The organism is Sphingomonas sinipercae (assembly GCF_011302055.1).
In the GTDB taxonomy this organism is placed as follows: Bacteria; Pseudomonadota; Alphaproteobacteria; order Sphingomonadales; family Sphingomonadaceae; genus Sphingomicrobium; species Sphingomicrobium sinipercae.
Genome location: NZ_CP049871.1, coordinates 197,185 through 210,309 on the forward strand (window position 1 = coordinate 197,185; position 13,125 = coordinate 210,309).

Sequence of the window (13,125 nt, forward strand, 5' to 3'; positions counted from 1 at the left end):
GGATTGTCAGCTGATCGGGACGACGCGGACGGCGTGCGCATGAATACGCCGGATCGCGACGGTCATCCGCCCAACCCGGACGGCCAGCGGGTCGCGTCCGAACGGGCCAAGGTGAAGCGGTTCCACGGCCACGCCTTCGTCAAACCCGAAATGGCGCAGCCGGCAGGCCTCGCCCTCGTCCAGCGCCGCCCAATCGATCGACGCGACATGGGCGCGTGTGCCGACCGCCAGCTGGTCCAGCGGCAGCGAATCGAGCTTGAACGGCGCGTTCATATGAGAATGATTATCAATAACGGCAGGCTTTGGGAATAGCCGCTCGCCCGGACCGCTGTATTAGCGACGAAACCGCCTAGCGCGGCGGGTAACGCAGGCGACCGAGGAAGCGGGCGACGCTGAAATGCTCCTGCCCCCGCCACTGCGCCTTCCACCGTTCGAACTGCATGACATTGTCGATTCGGCGGTCGAGGAAGCCGGCGGTGTCGGCCCAGCCTTCGCTATTGTCGTCGAGCCAGGCGACGAGTGTCGACGCGTAAACGGCGCCAAGCGTGATCCGCTTCGTATAATGGTTGTAATCGGTGCTCGTGTCGCCGGCCAGGCGCCACATCAGGTCGGCGGTGTTCCAGCCGGTCCGGGCGCCGAGCGCGAGGTTCTGCGGCATGGCGAGGATGGCCAGCCCGCGCCGCACCGCTTCGCGCGCCGGGGCCATGATTTCGAGCCGGGTCCAGACCAGGGTCCGGATTCGTTCGCGGATCTTGAGCGCCATCAGCTGCTCAGGCGGAAGCTGTTCCTCAAGCGCGAGGTCGACGCCCTGGATGTACAGCTCGACCATCGCGGCCTGGCCCTTGGGCACCGCCAGCCGCGCCTGTGCACGGTCGATCCCGAGCTGGTCGGCGGCGGCATCCACTGCGGCACGGGTCCAGCCGTCGAACACGGCATTCTCGCCCAGCGCGAGCGCCATCCGCCGGCGAATCTGCTCGAGTGGACTCGGCTCTTCCATGCCGTTCAACTGGGCTGCGCCGCCGGTTGGCGCAAGTCCCGCTGGGGCAGCCGCACCAGCACGAGCGCCAGGCCGATGGCGATGGCGCCGGTGAAATCGAGCGCCGAGAGCGTCTCATCGTAGGCCAGCCAGCCGACGAAGGCGGAAATGGCCGGCTGTGTAAGCAGCGCGAGCCCCACGACGATCGGCGGAAGCTTCCCGATCGCATAGACCAGCAATCCCTGGCCGATCACCTGGCTGCTGAGCGCGAAAATCAGCACCGGCGTCCAATCGCGCGGCCACACCTGTTCGCCCAGGGCAAGGCTGGTCGGAAGCAGCATCGCCGCGCCGAACGCGGTCGCCAGCAGCAACAAGGGCAGCGCCGCCAGGTCGCCGCGCGCGCGCTCGATCCCGATCAGATAGCCGGTGTACAGGAGCCCGGCGACCAGCGCGAACAAGTCACCGCGGAAGTTGCGCGGCGAAAGCTCGTAACTGCCGGTCATCAGCAGCGCCGAACCGGCAGCGGCAAGCAGGAGCGCGGCCGCCTGCAACCGGGTCGGCCAGCGGCGCGCGATCCACAGGCCCCAGGCGGCGAAGGCGAAGCTGGAAATGTTGCCGAACAGCGTCGCGTTGCCGAGCTTGGTCATGCGGATGCCGATGTTCCACAGCGCCAGGTCGGCCGCGTAGAACAGGGCGGCGCCGAAGATCGTCCACACCAGCGCTCGGCGCGGCCAATGCGGCGCCTGGCGGAATGCGTAAGCGAGCAGGACCAGGAACGGGATGGCGAGGCTCAGCCGCCAAAAGCCCGCCGCGACCGGCCCGACATCCGCCAGCCTGACTAGCCACGGGCCGAACGCGAGGCTGCAGCTGCCGACGAGCAAGGCGATGAAGGGGACGGTGTTGGATCTGCGGTCGGTCACGCGGGCCGGTTAAAAGGTTCGCGGCGCGCACGGAAGCGCGAAAGGCTGCCCAATGCATCAAACCTGCTTATGACGCGCAAAGCGGAATCGCGGTGGAATAGGTTGCAGGGCGCAACTATCTGCCCCGCGACAAAAGTGTTGAAGGACGTGCGCATGCCCACCTTGTTCGACCCTGCCGAATTTGGCGCTATCCCGCTTTCCAACCGCATCGTCATGGCGCCGCTCACCCGCGCCCGGTCCGGCCGCGACGGGATCCCCAACGCGCTGATGGCGCAATATTATGGCCAGCGCGCGAGCGCCGGGCTGATCATTTCCGAAGCGACAGGCATCAGCCGCGAGGGTCTCGGCTGGCCCAATGCGCCGGGGCTGTGGAACGACGCGCAGGTCGAAGGGTGGAAGCGAGTGACTGCCGCCGTGCACGAACGCGGCGGCCGGATCGCCGCCCAATTGTGGCACATGGGCCGGCTGGTGCATCCCGACCTTGGCGGCGGGCAGCCGGTCTCCTCCTCGGCCACCACCGCGCCGGACCTGGCCCATACATACGAAGGCAAGAAGCCCTACGTCGAGGCGCGATCGGCAACGGTCGACGACATCCGCCGGATCACCGCCGATTACGTGGCGGCGGCGAAGAATGCGATCGCCGGCGGCTTCGACGGAATCCAGATCCACGGCGCCAACGGCTATCTGATCGACCAATTCCTGCGCAGCTCCGCGAATGCGCGGACCGACGAATATGGCGGCTCGATCGAAAACCGGATGCGTTTCGCCTCGCAGGTGCTGGAGGCGGTCGGCGCGGCCATCGGCATGGACCGCGTCGGCATCCGTTTTTCGCCCAACATCCTTTCCCAAGGGATCGAGGACGAAGATCCGATCGCGCTGTTCACCGCGCTGGCCAAGCGGCTGGAAAACCTTGGCGTGCCCTGGATCGAGCTGCGCGAGCCGACGATCCCGAACGCACTGGGTATCGCTCCCACCGAGCGCGTCAGCCCCGCCATGCGGCCGCTTTATTCGGGCAAGATCGTGCTCAATGCCGATTATGTCGGCGCCAACGCCATCGCGCGGATGGCGGAGGGCGTCGCCGACGCGATCAGCTTCGGCCGCCCGTTCATTTCCAATCCCGACCTGGTTGAGCGGATCCGGCTTGGCGCCGAGCTCGCGCCTGCCGACACGAAGACGTTCTACGCCGGCGACGCTGCCGGCTACGTCGACTATCCGACATTGGCGCAGGCCAAGGCCGCCTAGGCGAACTGCTCGCGAAGGTCGAAGAGAGACAAAGCGGCGCGCGCGGCGTGGCCGCCCTTGTCGCCATGCTCGGGGTCGGCACGCTCTATCGCCTGCGCTTCGTTCTCGACCGTCAGGATGCCGTTGCCGATGGCGAAGCCGTCGAGGGTGAGGTCCATCAGCGCACGGGCGCTCTCCTCCGCGACGACTTCGAAATGATAGGTTTCGCCGCGGATGACGACGCCAAGCGCGACGAAGGCACAGAAGCGCCCGCTCTTGGCGGTCAGGCTGATCGCCGCCGGAAGCTCTAGCGCGCCGGGGACGGTGACCGTTTCATGCTTATGCCCGGCCGCTTCGATGGCGCGGCGGGCCCCGGCCAGCAGCATGTCGTTCAAGTGCGGATAGAATCGCGCCTCGGCGATCAGGATGGTCGCCATTTGCCTCAGCCCTCCGCCACGATCGGCCGTTCTTCGACGATGGCCAGACCATAACCGGCCAGCGCGACCGGGGAGTGGCGCGTGTTCGACAGCAGGATCATGTCGTGCACGCCAAGCGCGGCGAGGATCTGCGCGCCGATGCCGTAGCTGCGAAAGGCGTCGCCAGTTTCGGCCGGCTTGCCCGAGCGCAGGTCCGTCGCACGAGACAGCGATCCAGGCGACGCGGCGTGGAGCGCGACGATGACTCCCGAGCCTTCGGCCTCGATCATCCGCATGGCCGCCTGGAGGATTCCGCTGCGCTCCCCCGCTTCACCAAGCACGTCGGCAAACAGGTCGAGGCTGTGCATCCGGACTAGGGCCGGCCGTTCGGGGTCCAGCGTGCCGTGCACCAGCGCTAGTTGCTCGCCGCCCGTCGCCTTGTCGCGGAAGACCTCCGCCTGCCACTTGGCGCCCGAGCTGGCCGTGAACGGGGAGGCGGCGACCCGCTCGACCATGTGGTCCTTCTTCAGCCGGTAGGCGATCAGGTCGCGGATAGTGCCGATCTTGAGGCCGTGGGTGCGCGCGAAATCCATCAGGTCGTCGAGGCGCGCCATGGTCCCGTCGTCGCTCATGATCTCGCAGATGACCGCGCTGGGATTCAGACCGGCGAGGCGGGCGACGTCGACCGCCGCCTCGGTGTGGCCCGCGCGGACCAGCACCCCGCCGGGGCGAGCTACCAGCGGGAAGACGTGGCCGGGCGACACAATGGCGTCAGCGCCGTTGGCGGCGTCGATGGCGGCGGCGATGGTGCGCGCGCGGTCGGCGGCGCTGATCCCGGTGGAAATGCCTTCCTTCGCCTCGATCGAGACCGTGAACGCGGTTTCGTTGCGGCTTCGGTTGGTCTGCGTCATCGGCTGCAGCCCCAGGGTAGCAGCGCGCTCCTGGGTCAAGGTCAGGCAAATGAGGCCGCGGCCGTGGCGAGCCATGAAGTTGATCGCGTCCGGGGTCGCCATCTGCGCCGGAATGACCAGGTCGCCCTCATTCTCTCGGTCGTCGTCGTCGACCAGGATGAACATGCGGCCGTTGCGCGCCTCGTTGAGGATCGCTTCGGCGCCGACCAGCGCCTCCGTATTCCCGCGCTCGATCAGCTTCTCGAGCCGCCCGAGCGTGTCCGCGGTGGGATTCCAGTCAGCGGCGCCGAGCTTGCGCAGGGAGTTGGGATGGAGGCCGGCGGCGCGGGCAAGCGCCGAGCGGCTGACTTCCCCGGTTTCGATGATCGCGTTGATACGCTCGATGAGATTCGTGCTCATGAGCGCTCAATATCACATTATAATGTGATTGCAAGCGCGCTACTCGAGTTCCTATTGTGCTCTGGCTTGCAGCATCCGGTCGAGGTAGCGCGCCAGCACGTCGAACTCCACATTGAAATGTACGTCGGCGCTAGCGTTCCCCAACGTCGTGCAACTCGCGGTGTGGGGGATGATGTTGACCGAAAAGTGCGTCCGTCCGTCTTCCGCCTCGCGAACCGCGTTGACGGTCAGCGAAACGCCGTCGACCGTGATCGACCCTTTGGCGGCGACCAGCGGCGCATATTCGGCGGGGATGGCAATTCCGATACGGGTCGACCCGCCTTCGGGGCAGGTGCCGACGACTTCCCCGACGCAATCGACATGGCCGGTGACAAAATGCCCGCCCAGCTCGTCGCCGATGCGCAGCGGCCGCTCGAGGTTCAGCCGCGCGCCTTCGCTCCACAGGCCCGGGGCGGTCCGCGACAGGGTTTCGTTCGACACATCGACCGCGAACCAGTCGTGGCCCTTGTCGACGACCGTCAGGCACACGCCCGAACAGGCGATCGAGGCGCCGAGGTCGACCGTCGCCAGGTCGTAGCCGCAGCCGATGGTCAGGCGCAGGTCGCCGCGCTGCTCGGCGGCGCGGACGGTGCCGACGTCGGTGATGATACCGGTGAACATCGCCGCCGCTTAGGCCCGCCGCACCCGCTCGTAAACTTCAAGCCGGTCGGGGCCGAGGCGGCGCTCGTCGACCAGCGCCCAGCGGCCGTGCGCATCGGCGATGGCATCGAGGCCGACATAGCCGAACGACGACTTCCCCTCGCCGACGATGATCGGCGCGCGGTAGATCAGGATCCGGTCGACGAGGTCGGCCGTCAGGAATGCGGTTGCAGTCGCCGAGCCGCCTTCGACCAGCAGGTCGTTGACGTCATGAAGTCGGCAGACATCTTGCGGAGAACGCAGGGTTTCCCATCCCTCGACCGCCTCGCCGCGAGTCAACAGCGCGCGACGCGGCGAACGCTGCTCCAGGCCGGGCAGTCGAACGTCGAGCGCCGGTTGGTCGGCCAGGTAGGTCCCGCGCCCGACGAGAATCATGTCGGTGCGCGCGCGTTCAAGGTGCACGTGGGCGCGAGCGTCGGTGCCGGTAATCCACTTCGATTCGCCCGACGGAAGCGCAATCTTGCCGTCGATCGACAGCGCCAGCTTCAACGTGATCCGCGGCCGGCCGCTCCTCAGCCGGGTGAGAAACCCGGCGAGCGAGGCCGCGGCGGCGGATCGCCCAGTACCGACCCTGACGTCGATGCCGGCGGCGCTCAGGCGCTTGATGCCGTCGCCGTTCGTGCGCGGGTCGGGGTCCTTCAGCGCAACAACGACGCGCGAAGGGCGCGCTTCAATCAGTAGGTCGGCGCAAGCGGGGCCGCGCGCGCTCCGGTGAGCGCAAGGCTCGAGCGTCGCATAGACCGTCGCACCCTCTGCCCGGGTGCCCGCCTCGGCGAGCGCGACCGCTTCGGCATGGGGGCGTCCACCCGGCTGGGTCGCGCCACGGCCGATGATCTCGCCCGCCGCGGCGACGATGACGCAGCCGACGTTGGGATTGGGCGCGGTGCTGCCGCGCGCGCCCTCGCCAAGCTTCACGGCCAGCGCCATGAAGCGGCGGTCGCTGGCTAGAGCCCGAACCGTTTTTCGAGTTTCTGAAATTGCCGTTGCTTCTCGAGCTCGTAGGCGCGCTTGCGCTCCTGGTCTTTCTTCTGGTCGGCGATGATTTCCGCGTCGGTACGGTTCACGCTCCATTGCTCGACGTAGATGATCTGTGCCGGCGGGGCGGTGTTGATCTTCGAGTCGACGAAAAACATGATGACGATGATGATCGTGACCAGAACTGCCAAGGCGGCGCCGATGGTCTGTTCGCGGCTGCGATTGCGCATGAAGGCGCGCAAGTCGGCAAAAGCGGCGCGCGGACCGACGGGGCTTGGAAACCAGGACATGAGCGGAATGTAAGCGCGCGCCGCCGCGTCCGCTACCCCGGTCGAAAGCGAAGAGTTCACCCTTCGTTGCGCTTCGGCGAACGCCAGATTAGGCGAAGCCATGCGCCAACACCGCCTCGCCGCCTTCGCCTGTCTCGCCGCCATCGCCGCACCGGCGTCGGCAAGCGAGGATTCGCAACTGTGGACGACCGCGTCGGTGGGCGTGAAGCTGTCGGACAAATGGCGGCTGTCGCAGGAACTGGTGACTCGCTTCAGTGCCGATCGGAACGGCCTGTGCGAAGTCGAGTCCAACACGCTGCTGGGCTACAAACTCGGCAGGCTCACGACGGTCTGGGCCGGCTACACCCACAATCCGCAATATGATGGCGGCGACTTCACCGTGCTCGAGCACCGCTTTCGCGAGCAGATCACCGTGGACAATTTCGCGAAGGTCGGGCCGGGCAAGCTCAGTGCGCGATTGCGGTTCGAGCAGCGCTGGCGCGACGGCGTCGACGGCACCGGCTGGCGGTCCCGGCCTTACCTTCGATACCAGATTCCGCTCGGCAAGGGCTCGAAGACGTCGCTGAACCTGAGCAACGAGACTTTCATCAACCTCAACGCCGTGCCTTTCCAGTCGCGAACCGGCGTGGACCGGATGCGCAACGCGGTCGCGATCACGACGCCGTTGAGCAAGTCGCTCAACCTGGAGGCCGGCTATCTGAACCAGCACCGGTTCGTCCGGGGTGGCGAAGACAGCAGCGACCACGCCGCCACCATTTCCTTGAGCCTTAGCCTCTAAGGCTATTCATCGAGCAGGAAGCGGAGGGTGATGACCGTGCTCGACGCTACCGCGCGCCCGTCCTCGGTCGCGGGCCGATAGCGCCAGTGAGCGATCAAATGCTTGCGCGCAGCCGTCAGGAATGACGCATCGGCGGCGCCGACCGGATCGACCGCGGTCACTCGGCCGCGTTCATCGATGGTCAGCCGCAGCCGCAGCGACGCCTCCTCCTCGGAACTGATCTTGTCCGCCGGATAAGGCGGGCGCAGCTGCGAATCGGGCGTGGCGAAGCGCGGCCCGGTGCGCACCGGCAATGGCTTTGGCACCGGCTTGAGATCGATGACCGGATCCCTGCTCGGCCCGATCACCGGGCCGCTGTTGGGAAGGACGACGGGGGTCGTGTCGATCGCCGGCGCATCGTCCTCGGCGGGCAGGGGCACGAGCGGGAGCGGCCGGTCGATCACCGACCGAACCGGCTTTGCCGTCGGCTCGGCCCGCGGCTCCGGCGGGGGCGGATCCTTGGGCGCTTCGATCAGGTCGACGACCGTCCGCGTCGGGCCAAAGGACGCCGGCAAGTCCATCTTCGCCGTGATCACGGCGGCGAGCAGCACGGCGTGGCCCGCAATAATGATGGTCAGCGTCTTGGGAGCACTCTTTCGCTCGGCAAAGGCGGGTACGGGAGCGTAGGTCGTCATTTCCGACTCCTCTCATCGTGAGTCGAGAGATGATGTTACAACATTACACGAAAGGCAATGGCAAAGTCAGCGGCGGGCCGCGGCCTGCAGGCGCTCGATCACTCGGGCCTTGCCGATGCTTTCGACCAGCGGCGCCATCTCCGGACCGCTTTCCCGCGCGGTGATTGCCAGTCGCAGCGGCAGGAACAAGGGCTTGCCCTTGCGCCCCGTCCTTTCCTTCAAGGTTGAAGTCAGCGCCTTCCACGGTTCCGCCGACCAGTCGATCGTCTCGGCGACAGTGGCCGCTTCGCGCACGAAGGCGAGGTCGTCGTGCGACAGGTTGGGCGCCGGAATGTCGCCTGAGACGACTTCCAGCCAGGCGTCGATGTCCGACAGATGCTCAAGGTTGGCGCGCAGCAGCAGCCACAGGTCTTCCGTCACCGACGCCGGCAGCCGATCGCGCACCGCCGCGAAGTCGGACAGGTGCAGCAAACGGGCATTGAGCAGCTCGACCTCGTGCGGGTCGAAATGCGCCGGCGCCCGGCCGAAATGCGCGAAATCGAAGGCGGCGGCGAGGTCGTCGAGCCGCGCGACGGGCTCGACCGGCTGTGAGGTTCCGATCCGGGCCAGCAGCGACAGCAGCGCCATTGGCTCGACTCCTTCTTCGCGCAGATGCTCGGCGCCGTAGGAACCAAGTCGCTTCGACAACTTGCCTTCCGCAGCGACCAGCAGCGCTTCGTGCGCGAAATGCGGCGGATCGCTGCCGAGCGCTTCGAACATCTGGATCTGGACGGCGCTGTTGGAGACATGGTCCTCGCCCCGAACGACGTCGGTGATGCCCAGGTCGATATCGTCAATGACGCTTGGCAGCAGGTACAGCCAGCTTCCGTTTTCGCGCCGCACCACCGGATCGGAAAGCAATTTCGGGTCGAATTTCTGCTCGCCGCGAATGCGATCGGTCCAAACGATCGGCGCGCCATGGTCGAGCTTGAAGCGCCAGTGCGGCGACCGGCCCTCAGGCGCCGACGCATCCTCCGACTTACGCTCGTACACCGGCGGCAGGCCACGGCCGAGCAGGACCTTGCGCCGAAGCTCCAGCTCCTCGGCCGTCTCGAAGCAGGCATAGACCCGCCCGGCCGCCTTGAGCCGCTCGAACTCCCGCTCATACAGGTCGAAGCGATCCGATTGGCGAACCACCTGGTCGGGCGACAGGCCAAGCCAGTCGAGATCGTCGCGGATTGCTTGGTCGAACGCAGCGGTCGAGCGCTCGGCGTCGGTGTCGTCGATCCGCAGCAGGAAACGCCCGCCATGCTTGCGCGCGAACAGGAAATTGTGGAGCGCAGTGCGGATATTGCCGACGTGCAGCCGGCCGGTCGGCGACGGCGCGAAGCGAGTGGTGACGGTCATCGCGTCCGCCTAAGCGCTCGCTACCGGCCTGTCACCAAGGGCCACTCACTTCGTCCGCAACAGCGGGTCGAGCCGGCCGCTGTTCCAGATCGCGGCGCAGCTTGTGGCGGGGCCATAGTCCGACTCAACCGGATTGCGCGACCCGACGTTCATCCGGGTGAGCACATCGTCCGTATCGTTCGCAATCACCTCCATCGCCCGCAACTGGGCCTTGATGTCGGCGGCGGCCATCCGGGCCTCGGCCCGATCGCTAGCAGTGACTTGCCCGTTGGCGGGGTCGATAAGCATCAGGCGCCCCCAGCGCGCAATGATCGACGCGATGACCGTGCTCGAATTGGCGACGTTGCCTCCGACCCAGTTCAGGTCATCCTTGTCCTTTGCCCCATATTTGGCGGCCAGCAGGTCGAGTACCTCCGTCGACGGCGCCGCATATGCCGGCGTCGGGAAGCGCGGGCGCCGGAGCTCGCTTGGCCGGAATGATGCGCCGGACATGATTTGAGTCATCCGCTCGGCAAGGCAAGGAACACCCGCGCGCCAGGCTTTCACAAAAGCATGGACGCCCTCCAGCTCCGACTGCAGCCGCGACCGCTCCGCTTCCATGTGCCTGAGTTCGGACTGCCGCTGGGCATAGCCGGCGACCGACTGGGCAATAAGCACGCCAATAATGACGACGAATAATTCGAACAGGAAAAGGCGGACGGTCATCTTGCCGCGACCGCTGTCCCACCAGTGCCGGACGGTATTGAACATGCTTCACCCCCCAGCCCGATGCGACGCTAGCGACTCATTTGCTCGTGCGGAAGAAATTGCTGATCGGGTAGCGGCGGTCGCGGCCGAAGTTGCGGGCGCCGATCTTCACGCCGGGCGGCGCCTGCCGGCGCTTGTATTCGGCCAGCAGCACCTTGCGCTCGATCTCGCTGACCAGGGCTAGGTCGGCGCCGGTCGCGAGCGCCGTTTCCTTGACCGACATTTCTTTGTCGATCAGCGCCTCGAGCATTCGGTCGAGCAGCGCGTAGGGCGGCAGCGAATCCTCGTCCTTCTGGCCGGGGCTGAGCTCGGCCGTCGGCGCCTTGGTGATGACGTTGTCGGGCATGACCGGCCCATCCGGCCCGAGCGCGCCGCCCGGCTTCACCCGATTGCGCCAGCGCGAGAGCGCGAAGCAGGTGGTCTTGTACGCGTCCTTCAACACGGAATAGCCGCCCGCCATGTCGCCGTAGAGCGTGGCGTAGCCGACGCTCATCTCGCTCTTGTTGCCGGTGGTTAGAAGCATGGGCCCATGCGTATTCGAAAGGCCCATCAGCGCGACCATCCGAAGCCGCGCCTGCACGTTTTCCTGCGCCAGCTTATTGAGGTCCGGCACCATCTGCCCAAGCGCCTCGACCGCCGGCGCGATCGGGATGACGTCATGGCGGCAGCCGAGCAGGCGCGCGCACTCGCGGGCGTCGTCCAGGCTTTCGTCCGAAGTGTATTTGGACGGCAGCATCACCCCCCAGACCTTGTCGGGTCCAAGTGCGTCGACCGCCACCGCCGCCGACAGCGCGCTGTCGATGCCGCCGGACAAGCCAAGGATCACGCCGGGAAAGCCGTTGCGCTGCACATAATCGCGCAGGCCCATCATCATCGCGTGATAGACATCGGCCGGGTACGGATCGAGCTCCCGCTTCTCCCGGGTCAGGCAAGTCCAGCCGTCGCCCTGCCGCGCCCATTCGGTCATCAGCAGCTGCTCTTCCCAATCGGCCATCTGCACGACCACTTCGCCATCGGCGTGCATGATGAAGGATGATCCGTCGAAGACGATCTCATCCTGGCCGCCGACACGGTTGAGGTAGATCATCGGCAACCCGGTCATGACCACGCGCGAGCGCACCAGCCGCTGCCGCAGGTCGTCCTTGTCGAGCTCGTAGGGACTGCCGTTGGGCACCAGCATCAGCTCCGCGCCGGCATTCGCCAGATGCGCGCAGACCGGTTCCAGCCAGATGTCCTCGCAAATCGGGACGCCGAGCCTGATGCCGTTGAATTCCATCGGTTCGGGGAGCGGGCCGGACGCGAAAACCCTTTTCTCGTCGAACGTGCCGTAATTGGGCAGCTCGCGTTTGAAGGTCCGGCCAAGCACGCGACCGTGGTTGGCGAGCACCATCGCATTGTAATTGGCCCCACCTTCCGAGACGATCGTCCCGAACAGCAGCGCCGGGCCGTCGTCGGCCGTGGCGTCGACCAGCCGCTCTGCCGCTTCCATCGTGCGCCGGACGAACTCGGGCTTCAGCACCAGGTCCTCGGGCGGATAGCCGGTTAGCTGCAGCTCCGGCACCATCAGCAGGTCGGCCCCGGCCGCCTCCTTGCGCAGCGCCAGAATCCGGTCGGCATTGCCCGCCAAGTCCCCGACCCGCTGGTTCATCTGTGCCAGGGCAATGGTCAGGCGGTCGGTCACAGCCCCGCTTTAGCGCTCGAACGCGGAGCGGCAACCAACAGCTTTGCGCTTGGCCGGCGGGCCGCTAAGGCGAGTATGACCGCCAGGGGGATCGAACAGATGAAATTGCTCGCCGGGAACAGCAATCCGCCGTTGGCGCGAGCGATCTCCGATTACCTTGAAATGCCGCTGACCGAGGCGAGCGTCCGCCGCTTCGCCGATGAGGAAATCTTCGTCGAGATCAACGAGAACGTCCGCGGCGAGGACGTCTTCGTCATCCAGTCGACTAGCTACCCGGCCAACGACAATTTGATGGAGCTGCTGATCTGCATCGACGCCCTGCGGCGCGCGTCGGCCAAGCGAATCACCGCGGTCGTCCCTTATTTCGGCTATGCGCGGCAGGACCGAAAGCCGGGCCCGCGGACGCCGATTTCGGCCAAGCTGGTCGCCAATTTGATCACCGTCGCGGGGGCCAGCCGAGTGCTGTCGATCGACCTCCATGCCGGCCAGATCCAGGGCTTCTTCGACATCCCGACCGACAATTTGTTCGCCTCTCCGGTGATCGCTTCCGACATCCAGGCGCGCTTCGGTAGCCGCGAACTGACCGTCGTTTCCCCCGACGTCGGCGGCGTCGTCCGCGCCCGCAGCCTTGCCAAGCGCATCGGCAACGTGCCGCTGGCGATTGTCGACAAACGCCGCGAACGGGCCGGCGAATCGGAAGTGATGAACGTCATCGGCGAAGTCGACGGCCGCACCTGCATCCTGATCGACGACATCGTCGATTCGGCCGGGACGCTGTGCAACGCAGCCGCGGCGCTCAAGCAGCAGGGGGCGGTCGAAGTGTTCGCTTATTGCACCCACGGCGTACTGTCCGGCGCCGCCGCTGCGAGAGTCGCAAAGTCCGACCTGTCGGAGCTGGTCGTCACCGATTCGATCTGGAGCGGCGAAGCCGACGAGAAAGGCGGCAAGCTGCGCCGACTCACCGTGGCGCCACTGCTGGCGGAAGCGATCCGGCGGATTTCCGACGAAGCGAGCGTATCCAGCCTGTTTGACTAAAGGGAAACAAGCGGGCG

At 66.4% G+C, this 13,125-nt stretch carries 15 protein-coding genes; 3 read left to right on the plus strand and 12 right to left on the minus strand.

Translation table 11 applies throughout. The annotated features are described in order from the left end of the window. Window positions 1–6 precede the first annotated feature (6 nt). The 3 genes from G7078_RS01020 to G7078_RS01030 all read right to left on the minus strand — a co-directional run bounded on the left by G7078_RS01020 (window position 7) and on the right by G7078_RS01030 (window position 1,896). Window positions 7–273, minus strand: a complete 267-nt coding sequence (locus G7078_RS01020; protein ID WP_166092100.1) for a FeoA family protein — start codon at window positions 271–273, stop codon at window positions 7–9. A 76-nt stretch (window positions 274–349) separates the two neighbouring features. Next, on the minus strand, window positions 350–997 hold the full coding sequence (locus tag G7078_RS01025; protein WP_166092102.1) for a COQ9 family protein: 648 nt from the start codon (window positions 995–997) through the stop codon (window positions 350–352). A 5-nt stretch (window positions 998–1,002) separates the two neighbouring features. Beyond that, entirely contained in the window at window positions 1,003–1,896 is an 894-nt protein-coding gene (locus G7078_RS01030; RefSeq protein ID WP_166092104.1) for a DMT family transporter, read from the minus strand. 153 nt (window positions 1,897–2,049) lie between these two features. On the opposite strand from G7078_RS01030, the gene G7078_RS01035 reads away from it, so the two are divergent. Continuing rightward, window positions 2,050–3,138, plus strand: a complete 1,089-nt coding sequence (locus tag G7078_RS01035; protein ID WP_166092106.1) for an alkene reductase — start codon at window positions 2,050–2,052, stop codon at window positions 3,136–3,138. On the opposite strand, the gene ribH is transcribed toward G7078_RS01035, so the two are convergent. Genes ribH through G7078_RS01060 form a run of 5 tightly spaced genes read right to left on the minus strand, consistent with a single transcriptional unit; the run spans window position 3,135 to window position 6,807 of the window. Then, window positions 3,135–3,554 carry a 6,7-dimethyl-8-ribityllumazine synthase gene (gene ribH, locus G7078_RS01040; protein ID WP_166092109.1) on the minus strand — a complete coding sequence of 140 codons (420 nt, stop codon included), beginning with the start codon at window positions 3,552–3,554 and terminating at the stop codon, window positions 3,135–3,137. The genes G7078_RS01035 and ribH overlap by 4 nt on opposite strands. 5 nt (window positions 3,555–3,559) lie before the next feature. Beyond that, a complete protein-coding gene (gene ribB, locus G7078_RS01045; protein ID WP_166092111.1) occupies window positions 3,560–4,843 on the minus strand; it encodes a 3,4-dihydroxy-2-butanone-4-phosphate synthase in 1,284 nt (427 codons plus the stop codon). Between the two features lie 51 nt (window positions 4,844–4,894). Continuing rightward, complete coding sequence (locus G7078_RS01050; protein ID WP_166092112.1) at window positions 4,895–5,503, minus strand: riboflavin synthase; 609 nt, start codon at window positions 5,501–5,503, stop codon at window positions 4,895–4,897. A gap of 9 nt (window positions 5,504–5,512) precedes the next feature. Continuing rightward, window positions 5,513–6,520 carry a bifunctional diaminohydroxyphosphoribosylaminopyrimidine deaminase/5-amino-6-(5-phosphoribosylamino)uracil reductase RibD gene (gene ribD, locus G7078_RS01055; protein WP_281346925.1) on the minus strand — a complete coding sequence of 336 codons (1,008 nt, stop codon included), beginning with the start codon at window positions 6,518–6,520 and terminating at the stop codon, window positions 5,513–5,515. Next, window positions 6,487–6,807, minus strand: coding sequence for a hypothetical protein (locus G7078_RS01060; RefSeq protein ID WP_166092117.1), 321 nt, complete (start codon window positions 6,805–6,807; stop codon window positions 6,487–6,489). Before G7078_RS01060 ends, ribD begins: the two co-directional genes overlap by 34 nt. Before the next feature lie 100 nt (window positions 6,808–6,907). On the opposite strand from G7078_RS01060, the gene G7078_RS01065 reads away from it, so the two are divergent. Beyond that, window positions 6,908–7,585: a DUF2490 domain-containing protein gene (locus G7078_RS01065; RefSeq protein WP_166092120.1), complete on the plus strand. Its 678-nt coding sequence runs from the start codon at window positions 6,908–6,910 to the stop codon at window positions 7,583–7,585. A gap of 2 nt (window positions 7,586–7,587) precedes the next feature. On the opposite strand, the gene G7078_RS01070 is transcribed toward G7078_RS01065, so the two are convergent. From G7078_RS01070 to G7078_RS01085, 4 genes are all read right to left on the minus strand, one after another. After that, window positions 7,588–8,259 (minus strand): energy transducer TonB, encoded by a 672-nt coding sequence (locus tag G7078_RS01070; RefSeq protein ID WP_166092122.1) that lies wholly within the window; start codon window positions 8,257–8,259, stop codon window positions 7,588–7,590. Between the two features lie 66 nt (window positions 8,260–8,325). Further along, entirely contained in the window at window positions 8,326–9,645 is a 1,320-nt protein-coding gene (gene gltX / locus G7078_RS01075; RefSeq protein ID WP_166092124.1) for a glutamate--tRNA ligase, read from the minus strand. Window positions 9,646–9,690: 45 nt separating this feature from the next. Continuing rightward, window positions 9,691–10,395: a hypothetical protein gene (locus tag G7078_RS01080; RefSeq protein WP_166092126.1), complete on the minus strand. Its 705-nt coding sequence runs from the start codon at window positions 10,393–10,395 to the stop codon at window positions 9,691–9,693. 34 nt (window positions 10,396–10,429) lie between these two features. After that, the gene (locus G7078_RS01085; RefSeq protein WP_166092128.1) at window positions 10,430–12,073 is read right to left on the minus strand and encodes an NAD+ synthase; all 1,644 of its coding nucleotides are present in this window, start codon (window positions 12,071–12,073) and stop codon (window positions 10,430–10,432) included. A gap of 99 nt (window positions 12,074–12,172) precedes the next feature. Here G7078_RS01085 and G7078_RS01090 point away from each other — a divergent pair, with 99 nt between their 5' ends. Continuing rightward, window positions 12,173–13,108, plus strand: coding sequence for a ribose-phosphate pyrophosphokinase (locus G7078_RS01090; protein ID WP_166096008.1), 936 nt, complete (start codon window positions 12,173–12,175; stop codon window positions 13,106–13,108). Window positions 13,109–13,125 lie beyond the last annotated feature (17 nt).

Bases quoted from the DNA above. Each gene is read 5' to 3' on its own strand.
- G7078_RS01020 (WP_166092100.1), bottom strand. From the start codon at position 273: ATGAACGCGCCGTTCAAGCTCGATTCGCTGCCGCTGGACCAGCTGGCG.
- G7078_RS01025 (WP_166092102.1), bottom strand. From the start codon at position 997: ATGGAAGAGCCGAGTCCACTCGAGCAGATTCGCCGGCGGATGGCGCTC.
- G7078_RS01035 (WP_166092106.1), top strand. From the start codon at position 2,050: ATGCCCACCTTGTTCGACCCTGCCGAATTTGGCGCTATCCCGCTTTCC.
- ribH (WP_166092109.1), bottom strand. From the start codon at position 3,554: ATGGCGACCATCCTGATCGCCGAGGCGCGATTCTATCCGCACTTGAAC.
- ribB (WP_166092111.1), bottom strand. From the start codon at position 4,843: ATGAGCACGAATCTCATCGAGCGTATCAACGCGATCATCGAAACCGGG.
- G7078_RS01050 (WP_166092112.1), bottom strand. From the start codon at position 5,503: ATGTTCACCGGTATCATCACCGACGTCGGCACCGTCCGCGCCGCCGAG.
- G7078_RS01060 (WP_166092117.1), bottom strand. From the start codon at position 6,807: ATGTCCTGGTTTCCAAGCCCCGTCGGTCCGCGCGCCGCTTTTGCCGAC.
- G7078_RS01065 (WP_166092120.1), top strand. From the start codon at position 6,908: ATGCGCCAACACCGCCTCGCCGCCTTCGCCTGTCTCGCCGCCATCGCC.
- G7078_RS01070 (WP_166092122.1), bottom strand. From the start codon at position 8,259: ATGACGACCTACGCTCCCGTACCCGCCTTTGCCGAGCGAAAGAGTGCT.
- gltX (WP_166092124.1), bottom strand. From the start codon at position 9,645: ATGACCGTCACCACTCGCTTCGCGCCGTCGCCGACCGGCCGGCTGCAC.
- G7078_RS01080 (WP_166092126.1), bottom strand. From the start codon at position 10,395: ATGTTCAATACCGTCCGGCACTGGTGGGACAGCGGTCGCGGCAAGATG.
- G7078_RS01090 (WP_166096008.1), top strand. From the start codon at position 12,173: ATGAAATTGCTCGCCGGGAACAGCAATCCGCCGTTGGCGCGAGCGATC.